Here is a 22,663-nt window from a genome sequence, read left to right as displayed (position 1 = left end):
GACCCCCCATCAAGGGCGTGTCGGATCGTCCTGACGCCAGTACTGCTCAGCAGCAGCGATCAGATCCAACGTGGAAACGGTTAAGGCTGAAGACAACTCCTCGCGAGACAACACCCGCTTGGACGGGTCTGCCATCCACGTGGACATCCGACGCAACCAGTTGCGCACAAACCCCCGGTGATCCTCCTCAGGCCGGGATGCTGCACAGCGATCGGACTCAATGATCGCCAGCAGCCGCTGAAGATCATCAACCAACATTTGGGGTTGTTGCGGCCCTTGCCACAGCAGCGTTCGTGCCCAGTTGCTGCTCACCCGGAGCAACACATCGCCAGGGAGCTGATCGGGGTCGAGTCGATGCAGAAGATCGCTGGAGGAGCCACTCAGCTCCAGCAGAGCGGACCAGTTCTCATCTTGTAGATGCAGGTGTCCCAGCAGGTTCCAGCAGGAGATCAGCCGCTTCAGCCGGTTCTCCCGGTTACGGCGTCCACACTGAAGCGTCTCCGGATCTGCCAGCAGCCGTTGGATATCGTCATCCAGGGGACGAACGCAGCGTTTCGCCTGATCGGGAGAGCGCTCACGCAGGTGGGTCCAACCCAGAGCAATCAGGGCATAGGCCCGCTGATGCTCCGGTAATAACGTCATCTGCTGCAATCCCTCCAGCAGAGCGATCTGGATGCCGACATCCTCCGGACGATGGGCCCGCTGGAACAACAGTCGATCCACCAACTGCTGCCGCTGACGCGGCTGCATTCCCGCCAGCAGGGACAGCATCTCCTGCACATCACCGCTGCGATAGGCCGTGCGGAAGCGCTCCTTGCTGCCGTCGCCTCCTGGTCTTCTGCCCCGCAGCAGCTGGATCTGCTCCAACAACCAGCTGGGCCACGCCCAAAACGGTCGGATGACGTACCAGAGCCACCAATGCAGGGCACCGACGGGCAGCCGTCCCCGTTGATCCGCCGGCAGCAAGCGCTCCGGCAGCTGACGCACCACCGCAGCCGGCAAGGTCATCAACTCACCCCAGAACAGCGTGCGCCGCAGCCGCCGCACCTCGTCATCCACCTCGATCGGAGCCCTCAGCACCGACTCCACATCCACCAGCCAAGAGGCACTGGAGGCATTCCAGCGATACCGACTTCCCCTGCGCTGAGCCGTCCAGGGACAACTCGCCGCCAAAACACGGTTGGCCATGGCACTGGCTCGTTTCTGGGCCTGGGCGGTGGCTTCGCGGAAGGGAAGCCGGCGACTCTCCGGGCCTGCACCGATCCGTTCGAGGGCGGAATGAACAATCACCCCAAGCTGTCGGGCTTGCAACGGAGGCCCCTCTCCCCCACAGCGGGCCATCACACGGGCCCTCAGGTCCTTGTCGTCAAAGCCGTAACCGACCAGAAATTCGTTGAAGCCGCCGACCGCCTCCAGCAAAGACCTGTCCAGAATCCACTGCCCCAGACGACCATCCGGACCGCTGCCGAAGCTGCAGAGGGATCCATCCCGCCTTAACGCAGCTGGATCCAATTGCGGTTGGGGCCAGCAATCGGCATCAAGCTTGAACAGCACATCACCGCAGGCAAGCTGCAGCGCCAGGTTGTAGGACCGGCAGAGGTGCCAGTCGCGCTCACCATCCACCCGCACCAGGCGCAGACGGTCATCGTCCGGCAACTCTTCCCGCCGAAGGGGTACAGCGCTGCTCCAATCAAGAATCAGATGTTCGCTGTGATGGGGCCAGGCCGCCACACGTGCAGCGGTCTCGATCAGATGCTGCCGTCTGTTCATGCAGACGGTGACGATGCTCAGGGACATTGATGTCATCGCGTCCAGGGGGATCGGGCCGCAGCGCTCCGCTCCAACACACCGCTCACCGCGGACCAATGGTGCTGAACGGTGAAGCCATTGGCCACCCGTCGCCGTCCTGCTGCACCAAGGCGCGCTGCGAGATCTGGTTCCAGCAGAAGCCGGCCCATGGCCTGAGCCATGGCCTCCACATCCTTTTCCTCCACCAGCAAACCGGTGTCGCCGTCGAGCACCACTTCAGGGATCCCGGCATGGCGTGTGGCGACCACAGGAAGACCAGAGAGTTGCGCTTCCATCACCGCAACAGGGTTGCCCTCACTGTCGCCATCGGGCGCCACCACGGAATGCTGCACAAAACCACGGGCTGATCGCATCAGATCAGCGATCTGCTGAGGCGAGCGAAGTCCGCGCAGCTGCACCTGTCCAGACAGCTGTTGGTCATCCACGAACTCCTGCAGCTGATCCTGCAGGGGGCCCTCGCCCACGATCAGCAGCTCAGCTCGACTGCGCAACGGCTCGTCGAGTCTGGCCACCAGGCGCGCGAAGGCCTGGAGGGTCTGCAGCGGTCCCTTCTTGGCCACAAGACGGCCCACCGCCAACAGGCGAGGGGGTGCCGCGGCCGGATCCGCTCCATGGAACAAGGCTGGATCCGCCCCCGAGGGACTGATCACCATCGACTTCGACTCAGCGCCTAGGGATTGCAGTGCTTGCTGCATCGGCCGACTCTTCACGATCACGCCATCGGTGAGTTGAAACAGCCGCCGGTACCGATCGCGAAGCCGCTGAAACTTCGATTCAGATGAGGCATCCGAGCCGCGGAAGTGAACCACAAGCGGCACCCCACTCCAGGCAGCGGCCTCCATCACCCGCACGGCGTGGAAACCGAAATCCACCAACATCACATCCGGGCGTTGCCGCTGCAGCAGAAGCCAGGTGGTGCAGGCTGCCGGCAGAGAGGCCAGACGCAGCAGACCCAGCACCGTGAGTGCCTTGCTGAGGAGCACCGCCAGACCATGGGCAAAAGCCAGAGGACGGCCGATTGGTCGTTCATCCCCGAAAACAGCGGTTTTGCGGAAGGGCAACCCGCGGAGATTGGCCCGGATGAAGGTCTCCGATGCAGCCCGCCGACTAGGCGCCATCAGCAGAACATGCAAAGGCATCAGTCGAGCTGCCCCAGCGCCTGCATCAACTGAGCTTCCAGGGCACGGTCGGAAAAGCGCTCACGCACCGTCGCCGCTTCCCCCTCGAGCCGTTGACGCTGACTGGGATCCAGCAACAGCCGATCGATGGCTTCAGACCAGCGTGTCGCCGTGGCCTGCCGCGGCAGCAGCAATCCATCAGTGTTGTGGCGCAGCAGATCAGCAGGACCATGGGGGCAGTCGGCCGCCAGACAACAGCAGCCCTCTGCCATCGCCTCCAGCAGCACATTGGGGAACCCTTCGTACCGTGAGGGCAGCACAAACAACGTGCAGCGTCGGTACCAATCCGCCATGTTCCCCACCCGACCAGGGAAATGCAGTTGTGCCTGTGCCTCGGGATCACGCCTGAGCAGTCGCCGCAGGGCCTTTTGCTGATCTGAGTCGTGATAAGTCTCCTGGGTCAGCCCAAGGATGACGAGCTGAAGATTGGGATGACGGGGAATCAGATCTGCAAACGCCTGCACCAGCAGATCGAAGCCCTTCTGGTGGGCTTTGGTGCCGGCTGCCAGCAACACCGGCGCGTCCGAGGCGACGCAAACCTCAGTCAGCCACTGGTCTGGATCAAGCTCGGGTTCAAACCGGGGCAGCGGCCACTGCACTGGGTTGGGCAACAGCAATTGCGGCTCTGCCGACAACTGTTGCTTAAGCCACTCTCCGGTCGCCCGGGTCTGCACGATATGCAACGAGGCCCAGCGGTAACTGAACCGCCGCAGCACCCCCCAGGGGAGTGCCATCGGTTTCAACGGCGGGAAATTCCGCTCGGACACTGCACATGGAATCCTCAGGGGATGGGCTGCCAACAGCAACTTCACAGCCGGCTTGGTGGTCATGCCGATGGCCAGGCTCACCTGCTGCTGGCGCAGCCAATGACGCAAGCGACGCACCCGCCAGGGCAATCCCCAGCGGCCAAGCAGACGCAGCCACCGGGGATCGGGAGGCTCCACCGCCCGCTCCACCCCGGCGGGAATCGGATAGAAATCGAAGGTGCATGACTGGCGTGTCAAGACGATTGGCGTCCAGCCGTTCTGCCGCAGCCAGCGGGCAAAGGTCAGGGTGGCCCGCTCCGCTCCGCCGATCTTGAGGGAATCGACGTAGAGAACGACACGGCGCATCAACGGTTCAGGCGGTACGGCCATCGTCCCGCAGCAGCGTCAGCAGATCAGCAGCCGTGACACCAAGATCCCGTGGCTCATCACTGATCAGGGCACAGAGACGATCGCAGCCAGCGGCCGATGCCTCCTCAAGATCGGCCAGGGAAGCGCTCGCGATGCCCCGGTGATCCTCCTGCGCCGGATGACCCACAAAGCGTTCCTGCCCGGTGAAGTCAATAAGACGCTGCAGTCGCAGCCGCGCCTGCTGGGTTGGCTGCGCCACCGCCTCCACCAGCAGGCAGCGGCAGAGATTGCGGGTCATCCGGAAGGCAGCATCCGCCTGAATCGCTGCGAGGTTGAGACGATCCAACCAAATGCCGATCCGTTGGCTGAGCTGCAGCAGGGCACTCCGATCTGCCTGCATGGCCAGAACCAGCATGAGAGCCGTCGAAGCAGAGATCAGCAACTTGGCGCGGTTACGTCGATTGGGGCGCTGACACACCAACGTGCCAGGGTCCTGCTCCAGCTGGGCGATCAACGGCTCAAGCTCGAGCCGACAGCACTGCAACAGGTGGACCCGACGATCCTTGAGGACGCGATACGTCAGAGCGATCTGGCTGTAGGAACGCTCCGGCATCGGCAGGGACGCGTCCTTCGCCAGCGCCTCAAACAACGCGACCTGCAGCGAAGCAGAGGGCGGCCGGGCACCACGACGAAACAGCAACTGATGCAAGGCGGACACGTCGGCGTTCTGTTGCCACTGGAGGCGGATCAGTCCGATGGCGGCATCCACATCACCGCGCTGCAGCATCTTTTGAACGCTCCTCGACGCAGATCCGCCAGACCAGGGCTGATCGATCAACCCCAGCTGCTCCAGCACGGCAACCATCCCGCGCGATCGGGACACATAGGTGTGACGCTGCGCCAGGGAAAGGCGTGTTTCAAGGGAAGGACCATGGTCCTCCAGGCACTGGCTGATGGCGGTTTCAAACGCTCCCTCGGAGGGTTCCACCAGCTGGGCAGCTTCCCCGAAGGACTGCAATGAAGGAATCGCTGTGGCCACCACGGGCCGCCCCGCCCCCAAGTACTCGAAAAATTTCATCGGGAACATGTTGCGGGTGTAGCTATTGAGGCGTAGTGGCAGCAGCGCCACGTCGCTGTGGGCCAACCAATCCGGCAGCTCGTCGTAGGGGCGGGGGCCCGGCAGATGAATGTTGGAGCAGGCCTGCAGGGCCCTCACATCGGTACTGGGATCCGCCTCACCCACCGGCCCTACGAGCACAAACGTCCAGTCGGGCCGTCGCTGGGCCAGTCGGGTCAGCGACGGCAGATCGAGCTTGTAGGCATCGATGGCGCCGGTGAACAACAGCCTGGGTGACGGCAATTTCTTCAGCGGGTCAGGGCAAGGACCCGGGTCCCGCCATGCACGGGCGAAGTGGTCGAAATCCGCCACATTGCCAAAAAAATGGGTGTGGGGATTGAGCGGTGCCAAAGACGCCTGCAATTCCGGCGCCGTCGTGAACACGACATTGACGGCCTGACAGAGCTGCTGTTCCGCCCGTTCGATGCGGTCCGCCGGCATTTCAGGCTGAGCCTGGATGCGATCGACGCAGTGATAAATCGAACCCGCAAAGGACGAGAGCGACAGGACCTCAAGGGTCAGCGGGTTGTAGGTCCACAGCATTGGTGAACGGAACCTCAGCCAGCGCCGAGCGAGATCAAGCCCTCTGCGCACCAGCAATCGGTTGAGCCGCTGCGCCAGGGGATGAGAGGCTCCAGGCAGCACCAGAGGAGACCAGACCCAGACACCGTTTTGCACGCGCCGCGGCCAGCGCAACACCCGACGCAGGCGCTTGAGCATCCGCGGCAGATCCGCGGCCCCCTTGCGCGGTGGACGCAGCCCCAGGGATTCCACGTAGAGAACCCGGTGGCCAAGGGCAGCAAGGCTGACGGCGGTGTGCTGCTTGTTGGTCCAGAGGGGATGGTCCCAGTCGGCGGTGGCCAGGACGATGACATCGGCCATAACCGGCTCAGGCGGTTTCGAACCGGGTCATCTCACGGAAGCTGTCCGACAGGCCGCAGAGGGTGTCGAAATCACCAGACGCTTTGATCCGCCCGTCTTCGATCTCATAGATGCGATCGCACTTGCGCACGGTGGACAGGCGATGGGCGATCACAATCGTGGTGCAGCGACGTCCCACCAGATCCAGGGCCTGCATTACGTCGTGCTCGGTCTTGTTATCGAGAGCACTGGTGGCTTCATCCAGCACCAGCACCTTGGCATCGCGGTAGAAGGCACGGGCTAGAGACAACCGCTGACGCTGTCCGCCAGACAGCTTGATCCCGTTTTCACCGATCATGGTGAAAAGCCCATACGGCATAGCGCTGACGACATCTTCGAATTGAGCTGCTTCCAGTGCTGCCCAGACCTGATCGTCCTCAATCTCCTCCGGATCACAGCCGAAGGCGACGTTGTCGCGGATGCTGGCATCCAGCAGTCGGATGTCCTGGGGCACCAGGGCGCAGTTGCCCTGCCAGGCCGGCAACTCTTCCTCATTCAGGGGAAGACCGTCCAGGGTGAGATCACCACTGCTGGGGCGGAACAGACCAAGCAGCAGATGGGCCAGGGTGGTTTTGCCGCTGCCCGTGCGACCGACCAGGGCGATGCGTGATCCAACGGGAATGGTGAGATCAACGTTCGACAGCACAGATTCCTCGCTGCCGGAGTAGCTGAAGCTCACATCACGCAGCTGAATGAACTGCCGTGGCATCACACCACTGGGCGTGGGGACCCCCGGTGCGCTGGTGTTCAGGCGCTTGGGGCGAAGGTCCAGCAACTCCAGTGCATCCTGAATTTCAGGCAAACCGCCGCGAAGTTTGTTGATATTGCGGAAGGTGTTCTGCAGGGGTCCGGAGATGCGCAGCAAGGTACCGAGCACCGCTGCCAGGGTGGGAATGGCCTCCCGCACGCTGACGGCATCCCCACTGAGAACGGAGGGTCCGAGGCCCACGAGAAACAGAATCGTGATTCCAGCTGGCTCGATCACATAGCGAGGCACATCCGGCAGCAATTTGGTCAACCGGTCGTAGCGCTTGGCCACAACGCCATCGCTGGCGAAGCGATTGATGAAGAATCGCTCGGCGGAATAGAGCTGCACATCTCGCATCGATCGCAGTGATTCCATCAGCAGCAAATGGATCCGTCTGGAGTAGCGCACCCGCTGCTTGGTGGCGAAGCGCAGATAGGGAATGATCAGCTTCGATGCCAAGGCATAGGAACCAAGCATCAAACCGAACATCAGCAGAGCCGGGGTGCCCAGAACCAGCACCACACCGCTCAGCAGCACCAGCACCGAAAGGGCATTGCCCGCAATCGTGATCATTGGACTGACCACGGTCGTGGAAACCTTGTTCAGGATCCGGTTGAAGCTCTCGGAAAGATTGGCGGTGCGGTGATGCGTGAAGAACTCATAGTCCTGCAGCATCAGATTCCGGTAGACCTTATTGACCAGGTCATTCCAGATCTCGGCGCTGAGCATGCTCTGCAGAAATGCCACACCAAAGCGCAGGCCGGAGGTGAGCCAGAACGCCACGACCAACAACCCCAGCAACCAGCCGGCCTGATCGAGCATGCCCCCACCAAAGACGTGGATGCCGGGGATCTGATCCGCCAGTTTCACGCCGGCCATCAAGCCCACCAGCCGCGCCAACAGACCCACAAGCAGGATGTCCATCAGGCCCTGCAGGAAAGAGGCCACCAGCACCACCACAAGAAAACGAAGCCGGCTGGGTGGCAACTCCTTCAGCAGGCGCCGCAGATCTCTCCAGGTCTGGCTTCGCAAGGGCATGGCAGCGATCGGGCAGACGCAACGCCAGCCTGCATTTGAGGACGTTAAGGCGTGCGAACCACTGCCCTCAGCGGGTGGAAGGCCAGCCGGGCAACCGATCGACCACTCGCTGCAGCCGTTGGCAGAGCTGCTGCAGCCTCAGTTGCCAGGTGGGTGGGCTGCTGAGCAGCGGACCTTCAGCCAGGTCCAGGGCATCCAGCTGATCCAGCGCCACCGTCCAACGCTGCAGCAGGGACGCCTCTGAGCTCCCCTCCAGCACAGCATTCAGAGCTGCTGCCGGTGGTCTCCACCCAGCTGGATCGCGGACGGCGTGCTGGATCCGGCGCACATCAAAGAGCAAGCGCCCGCAGCCGATCTGATGGACCATCCGACCAGGATCACCGTGGTCGGCCAGAGCGTGATTCAGGCTGCCGAAGACCACACAACCGCAGGCCATGGCCTCCAGCGGTGGTAAGCCAAAGCCCTCCGTAACGCCGCGTCCACGCCAGTACTCGGCTGAGTCGTAGAGATAAACGCAGGAGCGGTTGAACAGATCAACGAGGTCATCGACCCAGCCGCTTTGAACCTCCACCCTGAGCCCTTGCTGCCGCAAGGCAGGGACCAGCTGATCCAACACGTACCGACTGCTCTTGCGGGCCTGCACCAACACATCGATTGGACGGCGCTCCGCACTACCCCGGGCGCCTCGTTCCAGCCAACCGGGCTCGATGGCATTGGGCACCAGCAACAAAGGGTTGCGGGGGCAACGATCACCCCAGTAGCCCAGGGTGTTCCGACTCACCGCCAGCACCGGCACCCCAGGGGGAAGCGTGAAGCCATACCCACTGCTGTGGGCGTGATAAGCCACGCGATGGCTCCGTAACCGACGGACCAATGCCGGAACATCAAATCCCCAGCTGACGATCCAGAGCACCTCCGGCCGAGAAGGCTCAACGGTGAGTAGATCATCCAGACATGGATGATCCTGATGCCGCTCCCGGTAGGTCACCAGCTCCGTTGCACAGAGGCTCGACAACAGTCGAGCCGTCTGCAGCTCCACACTCAGACCACCGCAACGGAACCGTTTGCTGGTGCCGGGGACGAGGATGCGAATGAGCGTGGTGGGCACGGAATCAGGCTGCCGCAGCCTCCGTGCTGCCGGCGCGCTGGCGACGGGTCAGGAAGCCGAACAGCACCTTGCCGATGGCAGCCACCAGGTTGCCCTCCAGTTCCTTGAACATGTTCATGTTCAGGTGGAAGGCGTGATTGGCTTCTTCCACGATCCGATCGGCCATCGCCTGATCGATGGGCAGCTCATCCATCGTGGAGCGATAGGTGGTCTTGAAAGCCTTCTCGTCGGAGATGTCGTTGAAGACATAGAAGTGGAGGCCATCATCTCCATCCATGTTCATCGCCTTCTGGGCAATGTTCTTGAGGATCTGGCCACCGGAGAGGTCGCCGAGGTAGCGGGTGTAGTGGTGACCCACCAGCAACTCCGGTGACTCCTGAGCCACGGCATGGATCCGCTCCACATAAGCCGCTGCTGAGGGAGACGGTTGAATCTGATCCTTCCAGCCAGCACCGAAGTAATAGACGAGATCCTGCTCCAGGGCCTCACGTCGGTTGAGCTCCTGCATGCCCACCGGACCGACCACGGGGTGATCGCCCAGCTTTGAGATCTCCTCTTCCATTGCGGTGTACACGAAGTAGAGATCAGCCACCAGCTTGCGGTAGCTGGCCTTGTCCACCACTCCCTTTAGGAAGCAACTAACGAAGCCGGTGTTTTCGGCCATCGTGTGGGATTTCTTGGTGCCTTCCCGGAGCTGGGCAGCCAGAGCGACAGACATGCTGAGAGATCAGTCAACCAATGAAAAAACCTTATAAGGAGAACTTGAAGAACGGCCTTAACCCGTTGCGAAGGGTTACGCCGCCTCGTCCGCGGCCGTCGAACCGCTGAACAGCTCAAACAGGTCCCTGCAGATCATCTGCAGCTGGATCACCTGATCCGGTTGGGGCAGGTGAGGGCCCTCTGGCAGCCACTCCCCAACGGTGGCAAGCCGCCAGCGTTCACCGTCGTAGGTCATGCCCCGCATCAACACTCCCAACAGTGAAGGCTGAACCTCGGCCGATTCGCCGCAGAACCGCAGCTGAATCAAGAGGCTGCGGCATTGAAGTCGTGGACTCCAACCAGGGAAATGAAAGGAGAGGTCGAGACTGTCCTGTTCTGACCACTGCCGGGTCTGCGGGTCATCCCGCCAGGGCGTGAGGTTGGCCTTGGCCGCTGGAAACCGCTGCCGCACCAGTGTGATCACCGAGGCCAGGGCTTGGGCCTGATCGACACTGCGCACGGATTCGCCTGCGTTCAAAGCACTGCCAGTCCCTCAAGGCATGTTGAAGAGAAACAGTCGATGTCGCCGTTACGGTTGCGCCAGGTTCACAAAGCCATGACACCCCCGCTGCACATCGGCCTGCTTAGCGCCATGCCAGAGGAGATCGGCTCGGATCTGAGTCATCTCAGGCAGCTCAGCAGCACTGACCATGGCGACCTAACGCTGCACCAGGGCGTCTGGGGCGATGGGGTCCGACTCACCCTGGCCTGGAGTGGGTGGGGGAAGGTGTGCGCAGCCAGGGCTGCAACCCGTCTGATGGCGGCGGCTCCAGACCTGGATCTGCTGCTCTTCACCGGGGTGGCCGGTGCAGCCGAAACCGCACTGCAGCAATGGGACGTGGTGCTGGCGGATGCCGTGATTCAGCACGACATGAATGCCAGCCCCCTGTTTCCCCGCTTCACCCTGCCGCCGCTGAACCGCGATCGTCTGCAGCCCGATCCGGACTGGCTGGCCTGGGCCAGCCGCTCCCTGAACGCTGCCCAGGAAACCGGCGAGCTAAAGGGCTTTGGAGCCATACGCCCGGGACTGATTGCCACTGGTGATCAGTTCATTGGTGATGCCGCAGTACTGCAGGAGCTCAAAGCGGCCTTGCCGGATCTGCAGGCGGTGGAAATGGAAGGGGGTGCCGTGGCTCAGGTGGCGGAGCAGGAAGGGGTGCCCTGGCTGGTGCTGCGGGTGATCTCCGACGGTGCCGATGAGGCAGCCGCTCAGAGCTTCAGCGACTTCGTGCAGGTCTATGACCAACGGGCCTGGAGCCTGATCGAAGCGCTGCTCAAGCGGTTGTCGACGCGATGAACCTGCCGGCGGCCTTGAACCGACTGGTGCGCTACGGCGCCATCGGCCTCATCGCCGCCGTCATTCATGCAGCCGTGCTGCTGAGCCTCGGGTCTTGGCTCCCCCTCAGCCTGGCCAACCCGATCGGCTTTCTCACCGCCTCCATTGCGGGATATCTGGGTCATGCCCTGGTGACCTTCCGGGAGGAGACCGGAGGGCGACGCTTCGCTCGGCGTTGGTTGTTGCTGCAGTACGCCGTGAACATCAGCGTCTGCTCGCTGCTCCCACTGCTGAATGCTCCAACCGTGGTGCTGGTGTTCACGCCCACTGCGCTCAACGCGCTGATCTGGAATCGCGCAGCCCGCGGGGCTCTGCATCAACGTCAACGCCTTGGACGCCCTGCCATCCACGCCGATGATCTTGGCCTCGCACCTGGGGTCAACACCGCCATCCTTGATCTGGCGACAGCAGGGCGTCTCACCAGCGCCAGCCTGCTGGTGGATGGAGCAACGGCTGAATCAGCCGCCGAGGCCTGGCGATGCTTACCCAAGGCCCATCCACTTGTTCTGCATCTCTGCCTGACGGAAGGGCCCCAACCACAGCACTGTCCTGATCTACCGGCAGGTTTTGGCGCGCTGCTGCTGAGTTCTCTGCTGCCGCCGAAACGTCGTGCGTTGCGGACTCAGGTCGTCCAATCGATCCAGGCGCAGATCCATCGTTTTCAGCAGCTCACGGGTCAGCACCAGATCCAGCTCGACGGACATCAGCACATTCATCTCGTGCCACTGGTGCTGGATGTTGTGCTGGGACAACCGGAGATCGTCTGGGTGCGCACTACTGCAGAGCCGCTGCCGCAGGGCCTTCCCCTCGAGCTGTGGATCAAAGCGCTCAGGGATGGCGGATTGCTCAAGTGGCTGGTGCTGCAACCGCTCACGTGGCTGGCGCGGAGAAAACTCAAGGCAGCTGGCATCCGCACCAATCAGCGCTTTGCCGGTGTGCTGTTCACCGGAAAGATGGCGGGTGCCGCCCTTGATGCTGCTGAACGTTCCTTGGGTGATGGCGACCTACTGCTGGCCCATCCTGCGGCCGCTGTAAACCCAGATCAGCTTGAGCAACATCAGTTTCATCGCTCAGCCGCATTTTTCAGTTCACCTTGGCGGCAACACGAATGGAAGGCCCTCAGGACTCGTGCACCGCGCGGATGAAGTAGTGGGGCCGGCGCTTGACATCGATATAAATCCGGCCGATGTACTCGCCAAGAACACCGATGCCAATCAGCTGGATTCCACCGAGAAAGAGGATCGCCACGATCAACGAGGCATAGCCCGGCAGATCCACACCGAAGACCACGGTTCGCAGCACAATCAGTGCTGCGTAGAGAAAGCTGAGCAGGGATATCAGCAGGCCGATCCCCCCCCACACCTTGAGGGGCTTCACTGAGAACGAAAAGATTCCGTCAAGGGCGTAACGCCACAGTTTGAGAGAGCTCCAGGAGGTTGCACCTCCAGCCCGCGCGACGCGGCTGTAAGGAATTTCGACACTGCGGTAGCCCGTCCATGGCATCAGCCCTTTGGAGAAACGCGTGGCCTCGCGCATCTGAATGACTGCCTCAATCACCGGAGCACTGAGCAACCGAAAATCGCCGGCTCCTTCCTGCAACTGGATCGAATCCACCAGGCGATTGAACACCCGGTAGAACCAAGAGGCGGTGGCCACTTTCATCAGGCCTTCAGCGTCGCGGTCATCGCGGACAGCCGTGACCACCTCAGCACCGTCTTGCCAGGCCTTCACCATCGCCGGGATGCGTTCGGGCGGATGCTGCAGATCCGAGTCGATCAACACGGCTGCGCTGCATCGGCCATCGGCAAAATCCAGGCCCGCGAGCATGGCGGCCTCCTTGCCGAAGTTGCGGGTGAGTTCCAACAGCGTCAGCCCCTGATCAGGATGGGACTGCTGCCAAGCGCGAGTCACCGCAACCGTTGCGTCGGAGGAGCCGTCGTCGATTAACAACAACCGGCTCACCTGAGGCAAGGCCAGGACGCGTTCGATGAACCGGATGATCACCACCTCCTCGTTGAAACAAGCCGCTACCACCCAGAGCTGCTCGCTGCCCATGCCAACCCGGCTGTGATGGGTGAACCGTAGGGCTCCCGGCTCAGTCATAGGCTCGCCCTGCTGACGCCCAACCGACCGCCATGGCCCAGTTCGAGAAGCTCACCGCCCCATCCCAGGGCACACCAATTCGCTTCGAGAACGGCCAACCCATGGTGGCCGACAACCCGATCATTCCCTTCATCCGCGGTGATGGCACCGGTGTGGACATCTGGCCTGCCACCCAAAAGGTGCTGGATGCCGCCGTGGCCAAGGCCTATGGCGGAGCCAAAACCATCGAGTGGTTCAAGGTGTACGCCGGGGATGAGGCCTGCGACCTCTACGGCACGTATCAGTACCTGCCCGAAGACACCCTCGAAGCGATCCGCACCTACGGCGTGGCCATCAAGGGCCCCCTCACCACCCCCGTGGGCGGCGGCATCCGTTCGCTGAACGTGGCCCTGCGCCAGATCTTTGATCTCTACTCCTGCGTACGTCCTTGCCGGTACTACGAAGGAACCCCCAGCCCCCACAAGCGTCCCCAGGATCTGGACGTGATCGTCTACCGGGAGAACACCGAAGACATTTATATGGGTGTGGAATGGGAGGCCGATGACGAGGTTGGTCAGGAGCTGCGCAAGCACCTCAACGAGGTGGTGATCCCCGCCAACGGCAAGCTGGGCAAACGCCAGATCCCCGAAGGCTCCGGCATCGGCATCAAGCCCGTGAGCAAACACGGCAGCCAACGCCATATCCGCAAAGCGATCCAGCACGCCCTGCGCCTGGAGGGCGATAAGCGCCACGTGACCCTGGTGCACAAGGGCAACATCATGAAATTCACCGAGGGCGCCTTCCGCGACTGGGGCTACGAGCTGGCCACCACTGATTTCCGCGACGTGTGCATCACCGAGCGTGAATGCTGGATCCTAGGCAACCTCGAGAAGGATTCAGGCCTGAGTGTGCAGGCCAACGCCCGCATGATTGAACCGGGCTACGACAGCCTCACTCCCGAGAAAAAGGCCGACATCGATGCCGAGGTGCAGGCCGTGATCGACGCCATCGGCAGCAGCCATGGAGGCGGCAAGTGGAGGTCGATGGTGCTGGTGGATGACCGCATCGCCGACAGCATCTTCCAGCAGATCCAGACCAGGCCCCAGGAGTATTCGATCCTGGCCACCCTCAACCTCAATGGCGACTATATCTCGGATGCCGCTGCGGCGATGGTGGGCGGTCTTGGCATGGCGCCCGGCGCAAACATCGGCGAAACCGCCGCCATCTTTGAAGCCACCCACGGCACCGCCCCGAAACATGCCGGCCTGGATCGCATCAACCCGGGCTCGGTCATCCTCAGCGGCGTGATGATGCTGGAATTCCTGGGTTGGCAGGAGGCCGCTGATCTGGTGACCAAGGGCCTCAGTGCCGCCATCGCAGATCAGCAGGTCACCTACGACCTGGCCCGGCTGATGGAACCGCAGGTGGATCCGGTGAGCTGCAGTGGCTTCGCTGAAGCGATCATCCAACGCTTCTGAGAAAGACGACAAAAAAGCCCCCTCAAATGAGGGGGCTGAGACTTGATTGGACAGAGCCAATCAGTAGAAGTTGCTCATTTCGAACATGAACACCTGGCCACCGGCATCGCCGCCGATCTCCTCAACCTGACCGCCGGACTCAGGACGGGCCTGAACAACACCGATGTAGGTGTGATCCTCGATGTGGACCATATCGGCCACATCCTGCATGCCACTGCCAGACAGCTCTTCCTTGGAATAGAAGCTGCCGTCATCTTTGCGGGTCACCATGCCCGTGACATCCCAGCTGCCGGAGAACTCATTAGTCCCTGCAGCAGAGAACGCTCCAGCCAGAGCAGCAGCGCCAGCTTCATAACGTGGGCTGAGAGTACCACCAGCAGCACCCAGGAAGTAACCGGTGGCTTCATCACGCAATTCCATTCCTTTGAGAGGAAGTGCAATCTTGCGCTCGCCGTAATCGTTGCCGGAATCCTCATCCAGGATCAGAACATTGCCGTCCTTACCCTTGGCCCAGTACAGACCGTCGTTGGAAACGATCTTCTCAACACCCTTTTCAACGTGCGTGGCATGAGTGAGGCTGCCGTCAGGGTTGGCTTCACCTTTGTGGGCTAGACCTTCATCACCCACATCAACACGCAGTGATCCATCCGTGGCGGGGATGGTCACAACAGATTTGTAGTTGATGTAGTCAGGCAGCGAGTTACCATCAGCATCAGGGTTGCTCTTGAGCTGCTTGGCCAGATTCTTCAAGTTGAAGCCAAGCAGAGCACCCTCATCGGTCATGTTCTGGAACCAGCGAGCCTTTCCAGAAGGATCTATGGCCTGGTGCTCGGTCTTTTTGTCGCCCTGGAAGAACGTGTAGTTCTTGGGCTGCTCTTCGGGACGCTCCCAGAGGAACATCTCGGTGTTGCCAACAGCGGTGGGCTCATCCCAGCCGCCCCACTGGAAGCTGGTGGGATAGAAACGACCCTTGTAGGAATCACCAGCCTTCGCCTGGGAAGTCAGGTAGGTGTTCATCACCTGGTCGTCGAAACGGCCGTTGCCATCTTCGTCGGCGACGATACCCAGCTTGTCGAAGTGCTTGTTCTTCAGGGTTTGGCCATAGAGCTGACCCCAGAGCATGCCGTTGCGGCCCAGAAACTGATCGCGCTCGCTGTGATCCTCAGTGATCACGTTGCCTTCTGCGTCGTAGCCCTTGCGGCCGACGTAGATCTTCAGAGGAGCAGGATCTTGGCCGTGATTGTAACCGGCAGTCACCATCACCACGTAATCGCTCTCACCGGTGTTCAGAGGTGCGATCTTCTCGTAACCGGTCTGGCCCAGGGCCGGTACGGAGTAGGCGACTTCATTGGCAACATCGACGGCCATAGCAGCAAGACCCATGGTCTCGTTACCCACGGCCGATCCTGCGGGACCGAAAGCGTCTTCACCGATGTCCCACTCTTCGGCCATCAGCCAGATGTCATCGCTGAAGCCCTGTCCTTCGCCATAACGATTGGCAGGCTCATACCAAGCGCCACAAAAGGAGTGGAAGAAAAAGTCAGCGTCGGCGAGAGGGGCACTGAACTCAATGATGTCACCGGAAGGCAGGGTCTGGTTGCCCCACTTGGCTGCCAGATCCGTGGGATCAGTGTTCTTAGGAGTGACCTCTTCACCAAAGAGGTTGAACACACGATTAAACAGGAAACCGCTGCCTTTAACCATGTCGCTGGCGGCAGAATCATTGTTCATGAAATCCGCGAATGCATCGCGGGCGTAGTCAATGGTGTGGATCCTGGATCCAGTGAAGGTCACACCGGTCTTCATTGCCCGTGCATAGGTCTCACCTTCGGCTACGCCAGTGCGGTAGCCAGTGACGTTGGCATAAGACTCAGACTGATAGGCAACACGAACGGTGTCATCATCCACAAGCCAGGCAGCCTGACCATCGGGATAACCGGTGAGACCTAGCTTAGTCTTGGCATCCACCTCGCCGACGGTGGCGAGAGCCTTGTAGCTGGAGTACGGGAAGTTGGTGTTGCCACTTTCCCCGTCGAGCAGCCACTCAGGTTGAATCGCGGAACCGGCTTCTGGGATCAGAGCAGTTGTTTGCCCGATGGTGACCTTCTTAGCCATGGAATAAGAGACTTAAAGAATCGCGCTGCACGTTGACATCAGTAACGCGCAACATCACTGCCTTGATAACGAGGGTTCTTTCAGAGAGATGTTTGCCGCACTACATCAGATCAATTCATGCTCCAAGTCCAAGAAAACAGACAATCGCTTGTGTGTTCGGGACAAATACACGGGACAAGTGAAAGAACTAGGACAAACCCACGGGACATATTCAAGGCAAACGGGACGCATGAAAAATAAAATGCGTCCCGAATCAAAAGTCAATTCGTCCCAAATCAAACAATCCAGATAAATACCAAAGAAGAAAGCGTCACACAGAGAGGTCGCCAACAAATTTGTCTCCGAAATCACACAAAAAGTCGCCGTAACGCAGGATTTAACCTCATGCTAAAAATTTGATTACTAATTTATAACCCAGCATGCTTTGCTCGCGCCACACCTTCGATGAAATTTTTGTCGCGATTGAGCATTTGAAGGCTTCTGCTCTTAAGTCATATGCCATTCCAAAAGAACTATCCAGCGCTTGGAACAACCACGCGACTTCGAATACCCGAAAAGATCGCTCCTCACTTTGAATCAGTTCTCGAACATTTGAATCGCCAGGTTCAGCTATTAGGGCAGGATTACGTTGAAACATTCTTTTCTCAATGCTCACAAGTAATGAAGGAGCTAGAATTTGCATCGATGTCATTATCAAACACTTCCCTGGAAAAGTTATACCATCAAGAATTGAAGCATTTTATTGGACAATTCATTTTACAATCGAATTCTCATAGCAGCAACGATCGCACGAATCAAGGTAAATCATTTTCTGCGGAACATATAAAGGAATATGGTAGTGCAATTCGCGAATCATTCGAAGAACTGAAAAATCAATCTCAGTCCTCGTCACTCGCTACCTGGAAATTAATTGAGAAGGGATTAATCAAACGACAGGTTAACTTAGATCATATAGATATCTTTCTTGATATCTGTTATGGCTTCCTTGAGCCAAGCCAAGCAGAGTTCGAAAGCACCGCCACCAGATATCGAAATCAATGCCCACTTGTTGAATCATTTTGGGAAGTCAAAGACATGAGAGCTTTTAAGCCCCTCTTAAAAACACGCGAATTGATTGCGCAGGCTTAGCGGGCAATTTGCGAATTTTTTATAGACATCAACAATAAAACGATTTCTAAAGGGTTTAAACCTCACAAATAAACCAACGGAGCCTCTGTTCTTGGTTCACAATTACTGGATGGAACCAAAGTCTCAGCTCCCCGGCCTGCCAGCAGGCGCTGCAGATCCCTGTGTGCACTGCGGCTTCTGCTTACCCACCTGTGCCAGTTACCGCGTGCTGGCCAGCGAAATGGATTCCCCTCGCGGCCGTATCCACGCTCTGCGGGCCATCGAAGCCGGTGAACTGGAACTGGACGCCACCGTCGCCAGCCATTTCGACACCTGCCTGGGCTGCTACGCCTGCGTCTCCGCCTGCCCATCCGGCGTGCGCTACGACCAACTGATTGAGGCGACACGACCCAAGCTGAATCAGCTGCAGCACCGCAGCAGCTGGCAGATCAGCTTCCGTCAATTGTTGCTGCAGGTGCTGCCCTACCCCAGGCGGCTGAGATCTCTGCTGCAACCCCTGCGGGCCTATGTCGGCACATCGCTGCAGGCCTTTGCCCGCCGCTCCGGCCTGACCCGGCTTTTTGGTCCGGAGATTGAAGCGATGGAGCAACTGCTGCCAGCGCTGGCTCCCGAAAGCTTCGACGACTTCCTGCCAACGATCAATCCAGCGACCGGTGACCGCCGCGGCCGCGTTGCATTACTGCTGGGCTGCGTGCAGCGCTGCTTCGATCCGGCCGTCAGCATCGCCACGGTGAAGGTGCTGCAGGCCAATGGGTTCGAGGTGGTGATCCCGCCGGATCAAGGTTGTTGCGGTGCCGTAAGTCATCACCAGGGGGAACTGGAGTTGACCCGCCAGTTGGCCTCTGATCTTGTGAGCAGCATGAACGGCGTGGACGGGGATCTCGATGCCGTGCTGGTGGCAGCGTCCGGTTGCGGCCACACGATGAAGGCTTACGACGAACTGCTGAAAGGGGACCTCCAGTTCCGTGCGCCAGTCCTGGACGTGCAGGAGTTTCTCGCCGATCGCGGCCTCTCCGAGACATTCACATCGCAGCTGCAACCCCTGCCTGAGGCCGTGGCCATGCACGACGCCTGCCACATGATTCATGGCCAGAACATTCAGACCCAACCCCGGGCTCTGCTGCGGGCCATTCCCGGCATCCGACTCAGGGAGGCCATCGAAGCCGGCGTCTGCTGCGGCAGTGCGGGCATCTACAACCTGGTTCAACCCGATGAAGCCGCTGAGCTCGGCCGCATCAAAGCCGCTGACCTCAGCAGCACCGGCGCCGGAATCGTCGCCAGCGCCAACATCGGCTGCACCCTTCAGTTGCGACGTCACCTGGGCGATCGCGCTGAGGTGTTGCACCCGATGCAACTGCTAGCCGCCTCAGCCGGCCTCCATGCGCTGCCAGGCGTCGCGCAGGGTGTCGGCACTGCCGAGGTTTCCCGGAAAGGTGATGATCGGCAGGCCAGAGTGGCGCCCCTCTGACGAACGCACCAAGGACAGCCCCGGCAGCAACTGCCCCTCCAGCTGCACGGCCGTCAGCCCCAGCCCTTTGGAAAGCAGGGTCTGCGTGGTGGTTCCTCCTTTGCTGATCAGATAACCAAGATCCGGCGCCAAAGCAGCCGCCAGTCGCGCCATCAACTCAGCTAGGGCACAGGACAAACGCCGGCCCTCCTGCTCGGAAGCGCAGCGCAACTCACCGCGGCTGGTGAACAACACCGGAGTTAGGCCTGCTCCAAGCAGCTCTTGCAGCTGCTGCAACCAGACCCGCTCCAGATCCGCCAGCAGCAGATCGGGTGTCGGCCCCTCCAGCACGCGGGCGATGCGAGGTACCGGCAGCTCAACCCCTCGGCAGCCCGGTTCCACCAGCAGCCGCTCCAGCTGCTGATCCGCGAGTGCCACATAGGATCCCACCATCACCAGCCCGGGCAGAGCACGATCGTCCGAGGCACGTCGCCGCAGTCCCGCCAACCCTGCGGCATCCAGTGGTTGCGGCCCTGGATCCGCCAGAGCCTTCACCATGCTGGCGGCGGAGCGGAACAGAAAGCGTTTCTCGCTGCGCAACGCCCGTACGGCAGCAGCCAGAGCATTCAGCTGGTCCTGCCGTTCGGCATCGACTACCACCGGCGCATTGCCTTTGAGGGATCGGAGTCGATCGATCAACCCCGGCAGACCAGCCCCTCCAGCCGCATCAAGCTTGCGAACGTCGATCCGCTGCACCTCGGCAGAACGGATCAAACCACCACTTTTCTCATCCAGCCAGTTCGCTAGATCGCTGGTGCTGAATCCAAAGATCCGATCTTTGGCAAAAGCGGTGGTGTGCACCGGTTCACCGTTCAACAGATGAACGCCGTTCCGCGTGGTGCGGCCACCCTCAAGAAATGCAGGGATGTGGAATGTGGCGTCAAAGGGTCCAAAGGCTTCCTGCAAGGTGACTGGCTCCAGCACGCCATGGCCGCGCAAGGTGGAATCACCGCGGCTAACCAGCAGCACATCGCCACGACCCAACCCTTCTGCAGCCAGCGCTTCATCCAGATGGCGGACAATCTCTCGATTGCGCGCTGCGGCATCCTCGGGGGTCAGCGCCCGGGTGTCCGCCAGCAGAAACAGCAGCGGCGAGGGGTGCCTCAGGCCCCGCCTCAGGATTTCCTCATCCCACTCCAGCAGCAGCGGGCAGCTGTGCACCGTCTGCGAGCCGGTGGGGTCGTCGTCGATCACCACAACCTTCATGGCACCATCGTGCCGTGAGCCATTCCCCCGCCGACCGAAGCGCCTTGATCGAGCTGGTGCGCCTGTGGCATCAAGACGCCACCCCGTGGATCCCTAGCGGCCTGGGTCAGCACCTGGGCTGGGGGCCTCGTCTGGATCCCGGCCATGACGTACTGAGCTGCCGCCATCTGGATCGTGTCATCGACCATGCCGTCGACGACCTGACCCTGTCTGTGGAAGCGGGTATGCCCCTCGACAGCCTTCAGGCTCTGCTGGCCAAACAGGGCCAGTGGCTGCCGGTTGATCTGCCCCGTGATGGCAACGCCGGCAGCATTGGCGGCCTGGTGGCGCGGGGCCTGGCCGGTGGATTGCGTCAACGTCACCTCGGGGTGCGCGACCAGATCATCGGCATCGGCCTGCTGCGGGCCGATGGCGTGGAAGCCCGTGCCGGCGGACGGGTGGTCAAAAATGTGGCGGGCTATGACCTGATGCGGCTGCTCTGCGGCAGCTGGGGCAGCTTGGCTCTGATCACAGACGTCACCCTGCGGGTTCAGCCCGTCCGGCCCCATCAAGCGGCGCTTGTGCTCGATGGCGCCTTGTCGGACCTGGAGAGCTACAGAGCCGAGCTAGTGCGCTCCACGCTCACGCCCGAACGCTGCGACTGGCAGGGCTCCGTTGAGCAGGGTTTGCAGCTGAGAATCGTGGTGAGCAGCGTTTCGGACGAAGCGGTTGAGGAGCAGCTGCAACGGCTGGACAACATCGGCCGCAGCCATGGCCTGACATCAGACCATCAACCGTGCTCAGACCCAAGGGACAACGGACTGACCTGTTCTGCACCGACCTGGCTGGTGCGCGTCGTGCTCCCCCCCGCCAAGGTGTCTGAACTGCTGCAAAGCCCAGCTGCGTGGGCACTGACCGGTTGGAGCTGGGACGTTGCCGCCGGTGCCGGTTGCGGTGATGGCTGGTCGAGCGGAGCCAGCCAACCGTTCCAGGTGGAAGCCCTACGCCGCAGCGTGATTGAGCTCGGCGGGGCACTGACCGTGCTCGTGCAACCAGAAACAGCTGCCATCCCCGCCTGGTTGGATACGCCAGCCCGTCCGGTGATCGAAGCTGTGAAGCGACAGTTCGATCCGCGGCAGCAACTCTGCCGCCGACGACTGCCGGGGGTCAATCAGGACACGGCGTAGCGGCAGGCCACGGTCTGCTGGGTGCCGGGCTCCAGCACCAGCTTGCGGTCACCACTCACCAAGGATTGGCGGGGTCCGGTCCAAGGCTCCAGGCACACCATCTTGCGGGGGGGTTCGGTCCAGACCACGGTGAGATCCATTGGCTCCTGATGCTGAAGCTGAAGCTGGGCACCGGTGACGTCATCGATCAAGGTGACATCACCAGCTGGCCGACAGAGGAAATCGATGCCCTCCGGCAGGCAAGACAGCTGCTCATCGGTGGCAGCATCCGCCATCTCCAGATGATTCAGACAACGCTCCGCCAGACCGGTGAGTCGGGTCTTGGCCAGATCGCTCACGTTGAAATAAGGGTGCAGCCCGAAGCTGAAGGGCATCGGCTGATCGCTGCGGTTGTGAATCGTGGTGCTGATCTCTAGGGCCATGGCAACAGAACGCACCTCCATCTCCACCACAAAGGCAAAGGGATAGGCCGTAAGAGTGTCGTCGGTGCTACTAAGGCTGAGACGCACGCCTCTCTGGTCATCCAGCAATTGCAGCTGCCAGGAAAGATTGCGGGCAAAACCATGCTGTTTGAGGGTGTGATCAACACCATTCACCTGCAGCAGATCACCGGGAAGATTGCCGCAGATGGGGAACAGGACGGGGATGCCCCCGCGAATGCTTTTGGCAGGGTCGGCGTAACGCTCCTGGTCGAAATAGAGCACCTCACGCTCACCACAGCGCCATTCGCTGACGATGCCGCCCCGTTCGGGAATGATCCGCAGACGATCACCGGTCTCGGGATGGAGATACTCCCAATGGGCATAGGGAGCGGTCTGCTGGGTGAGGGTCATGGGCATCCGCTGAGGCGCG

At 60.9% G+C, this 22,663-nt stretch carries 18 protein-coding genes; 6 read left to right on the top strand and 12 right to left on the bottom strand.

Going from position 1 to position 22,663, the window contains the following annotated elements; genetic code table 11:
- Positions 1 to 9 precede the first annotated feature (9 nt).
- The 8 genes from SynA1524_RS01120 to SynA1524_RS01085 form a co-directional block, all read right to left on the bottom strand.
- On the bottom strand, positions 10 to 1,806 hold the full coding sequence (locus tag SynA1524_RS01120; protein ID WP_186498597.1) for a glycosyltransferase family 2 protein: 1,797 nt from the start codon (positions 1,804 to 1,806) through the stop codon (positions 10 to 12).
- Positions 1,803 to 2,927, bottom strand: a complete 1,125-nt coding sequence (locus SynA1524_RS01115) for a glycosyltransferase (protein ID WP_286188619.1) — start codon at positions 2,925 to 2,927, stop codon at positions 1,803 to 1,805. The genes SynA1524_RS01120 and SynA1524_RS01115 overlap by 4 nt, the downstream gene beginning before the upstream one ends.
- Positions 2,928 to 2,947: 20 nt before the next feature.
- Positions 2,948 to 4,123 carry a glycosyltransferase gene (locus SynA1524_RS01110; RefSeq protein ID WP_186498595.1) on the bottom strand — a complete coding sequence of 392 codons (1,176 nt, stop codon included), beginning with the start codon at positions 4,121 to 4,123 and terminating at the stop codon, positions 2,948 to 2,950.
- Complete coding sequence (locus tag SynA1524_RS01105; RefSeq protein WP_186498594.1) at positions 4,107 to 6,101, bottom strand: glycosyltransferase; 1,995 nt, start codon at positions 6,099 to 6,101, stop codon at positions 4,107 to 4,109. Before SynA1524_RS01105 ends, SynA1524_RS01110 begins: the two co-directional genes overlap by 17 nt.
- 7 nt (positions 6,102 to 6,108) lie before the next feature.
- Positions 6,109 to 7,926: an ABC transporter ATP-binding protein gene (locus tag SynA1524_RS01100; RefSeq protein ID WP_186498593.1), complete on the bottom strand. Its 1,818-nt coding sequence runs from the start codon at positions 7,924 to 7,926 to the stop codon at positions 6,109 to 6,111.
- Between the two features lie 67 nt (positions 7,927 to 7,993).
- Positions 7,994 to 9,034 (bottom strand): glycosyltransferase family 4 protein, encoded by a 1,041-nt coding sequence (locus SynA1524_RS01095; protein WP_186498592.1) that lies wholly within the window; start codon positions 9,032 to 9,034, stop codon positions 7,994 to 7,996.
- A gap of 4 nt (positions 9,035 to 9,038) precedes the next feature.
- On the bottom strand, positions 9,039 to 9,752 hold the full coding sequence (locus SynA1524_RS01090; protein WP_186498591.1) for a biliverdin-producing heme oxygenase: 714 nt from the start codon (positions 9,750 to 9,752) through the stop codon (positions 9,039 to 9,041).
- Between the two features lie 75 nt (positions 9,753 to 9,827).
- Positions 9,828 to 10,271, bottom strand: coding sequence for a Tery_1686 family protein (locus SynA1524_RS01085; RefSeq protein WP_186498590.1), 444 nt, complete (start codon positions 10,269 to 10,271; stop codon positions 9,828 to 9,830).
- Between the two features lie 78 nt (positions 10,272 to 10,349).
- Here SynA1524_RS01085 and SynA1524_RS01080 point away from each other — a divergent pair, with 78 nt between their 5' ends.
- Both SynA1524_RS01080 and SynA1524_RS01075 read left to right on the top strand, forming a co-directional pair.
- Positions 10,350 to 11,090 (top strand): 5'-methylthioadenosine/adenosylhomocysteine nucleosidase, encoded by a 741-nt coding sequence (locus SynA1524_RS01080; RefSeq protein ID WP_186498589.1) that lies wholly within the window; start codon positions 10,350 to 10,352, stop codon positions 11,088 to 11,090.
- Complete coding sequence (locus SynA1524_RS01075; RefSeq protein ID WP_186498588.1) at positions 11,087 to 12,274, top strand: ChbG/HpnK family deacetylase; 1,188 nt, start codon at positions 11,087 to 11,089, stop codon at positions 12,272 to 12,274. The genes SynA1524_RS01080 and SynA1524_RS01075 overlap by 4 nt, the downstream gene beginning before the upstream one ends.
- Here SynA1524_RS01075 and SynA1524_RS01070 read toward each other — a convergent pair.
- Positions 12,249 to 13,184 (bottom strand): glycosyltransferase family 2 protein, encoded by a 936-nt coding sequence (locus SynA1524_RS01070; protein WP_186499432.1) that lies wholly within the window; start codon positions 13,182 to 13,184, stop codon positions 12,249 to 12,251. The genes SynA1524_RS01075 and SynA1524_RS01070 overlap by 26 nt on opposite strands.
- Positions 13,185 to 13,264: 80 nt before the next feature.
- On the opposite strand from SynA1524_RS01070, the gene SynA1524_RS01065 reads away from it, so the two are divergent.
- The gene (locus tag SynA1524_RS01065; RefSeq protein WP_186498587.1) at positions 13,265 to 14,689 is read left to right on the top strand and encodes an NADP-dependent isocitrate dehydrogenase; all 1,425 of its coding nucleotides are present in this window, start codon (positions 13,265 to 13,267) and stop codon (positions 14,687 to 14,689) included.
- 60 nt (positions 14,690 to 14,749) lie between these two features.
- On the opposite strand, the gene SynA1524_RS01060 is transcribed toward SynA1524_RS01065, so the two are convergent.
- Complete coding sequence (locus tag SynA1524_RS01060; RefSeq protein ID WP_186498586.1) at positions 14,750 to 16,804, bottom strand: calcium-binding protein; 2,055 nt, start codon at positions 16,802 to 16,804, stop codon at positions 14,750 to 14,752.
- A 495-nt stretch (positions 16,805 to 17,299) separates the two neighbouring features.
- Between SynA1524_RS01060 and SynA1524_RS01055 the strand changes: the two genes are divergently transcribed.
- On the top strand, positions 17,300 to 17,932 hold the full coding sequence (locus SynA1524_RS01055; RefSeq protein ID WP_186498585.1) for a hypothetical protein: 633 nt from the start codon (positions 17,300 to 17,302) through the stop codon (positions 17,930 to 17,932).
- Positions 17,933 to 18,041: 109 nt separating this feature from the next.
- On the top strand, positions 18,042 to 19,400 hold the full coding sequence (locus SynA1524_RS01050) for a (Fe-S)-binding protein (protein ID WP_186498584.1): 1,359 nt from the start codon (positions 18,042 to 18,044) through the stop codon (positions 19,398 to 19,400).
- On the opposite strand, the gene SynA1524_RS01045 is transcribed toward SynA1524_RS01050, so the two are convergent.
- Entirely contained in the window at positions 19,299 to 20,645 is a 1,347-nt protein-coding gene (locus SynA1524_RS01045) for a four-carbon acid sugar kinase family protein (RefSeq protein ID WP_186498583.1), read from the bottom strand. The genes SynA1524_RS01050 and SynA1524_RS01045 overlap by 102 nt on opposite strands.
- 14 nt (positions 20,646 to 20,659) lie before the next feature.
- Between SynA1524_RS01045 and SynA1524_RS01040 the strand changes: the two genes are divergently transcribed.
- Positions 20,660 to 21,811, top strand: coding sequence for an FAD-binding oxidoreductase (locus SynA1524_RS01040; protein WP_186498582.1), 1,152 nt, complete (start codon positions 20,660 to 20,662; stop codon positions 21,809 to 21,811).
- On the opposite strand, the gene SynA1524_RS01035 is transcribed toward SynA1524_RS01040, so the two are convergent.
- Positions 21,796 to 22,650, bottom strand: coding sequence for an aldose epimerase family protein (locus tag SynA1524_RS01035; RefSeq protein WP_186498581.1), 855 nt, complete (start codon positions 22,648 to 22,650; stop codon positions 21,796 to 21,798). The genes SynA1524_RS01040 and SynA1524_RS01035 overlap by 16 nt on opposite strands.
- Positions 22,651 to 22,663 lie beyond the last annotated feature (13 nt).

It is taken from the genome of Synechococcus sp. A15-24 (assembly GCF_014280195.1).
GTDB lineage: Bacteria > Cyanobacteriota > Cyanobacteriia > PCC-6307 > Cyanobiaceae > Parasynechococcus.
Note: the sequence above shows the minus strand (reverse complement) of the source record. Positions and strands in the feature narration are given on the sequence as shown.

Excerpts from the sequence above, each read along its gene's own strand:
- SynA1524_RS01090 (WP_186498591.1), bottom strand. The coding sequence starts at position 9,752 with ATGTCTGTCGCTCTGGCTGCCCAGCTCCGGGAAGGCACCAAGAAATCC.
- SynA1524_RS01065 (WP_186498587.1), top strand. The coding sequence starts at position 13,265 with ATGGCCCAGTTCGAGAAGCTCACCGCCCCATCCCAGGGCACACCAATT.
- SynA1524_RS01060 (WP_186498586.1), bottom strand. The coding sequence starts at position 16,804 with ATGGCTAAGAAGGTCACCATCGGGCAAACAACTGCTCTGATCCCAGAA.
- SynA1524_RS01110 (WP_186498595.1), bottom strand. The coding sequence starts at position 4,123 with ATGGCCGTACCGCCTGAACCGTTGATGCGCCGTGTCGTTCTCTACGTC.
- SynA1524_RS01035 (WP_186498581.1), bottom strand. The coding sequence starts at position 22,650 with ATGCCCATGACCCTCACCCAGCAGACCGCTCCCTATGCCCATTGGGAG.
- SynA1524_RS01045 (WP_186498583.1), bottom strand. The coding sequence starts at position 20,645 with ATGAAGGTTGTGGTGATCGACGACGACCCCACCGGCTCGCAGACGGTG.
- SynA1524_RS01115 (WP_286188619.1), bottom strand. The coding sequence starts at position 2,927 with ATGGCGCCTAGTCGGCGGGCTGCATCGGAGACCTTCATCCGGGCCAAT.
- SynA1524_RS01070 (WP_186499432.1), bottom strand. The coding sequence starts at position 13,184 with ATGGGCAGCGAGCAGCTCTGGGTGGTAGCGGCTTGTTTCAACGAGGAG.
- SynA1524_RS01075 (WP_186498588.1), top strand. The coding sequence starts at position 11,087 with ATGAACCTGCCGGCGGCCTTGAACCGACTGGTGCGCTACGGCGCCATC.
- SynA1524_RS01050 (WP_186498584.1), top strand. The coding sequence starts at position 18,042 with ATGGAACCAAAGTCTCAGCTCCCCGGCCTGCCAGCAGGCGCTGCAGAT.
- SynA1524_RS01120 (WP_186498597.1), bottom strand. The coding sequence starts at position 1,806 with ATGACATCAATGTCCCTGAGCATCGTCACCGTCTGCATGAACAGACGG.
- SynA1524_RS01100 (WP_186498593.1), bottom strand. The coding sequence starts at position 7,926 with ATGCCCTTGCGAAGCCAGACCTGGAGAGATCTGCGGCGCCTGCTGAAG.
- SynA1524_RS01055 (WP_186498585.1), top strand. The coding sequence starts at position 17,300 with ATGCCATTCCAAAAGAACTATCCAGCGCTTGGAACAACCACGCGACTT.
- SynA1524_RS01080 (WP_186498589.1), top strand. The coding sequence starts at position 10,350 with ATGACACCCCCGCTGCACATCGGCCTGCTTAGCGCCATGCCAGAGGAG.
- SynA1524_RS01105 (WP_186498594.1), bottom strand. The coding sequence starts at position 6,101 with ATGGCCGATGTCATCGTCCTGGCCACCGCCGACTGGGACCATCCCCTC.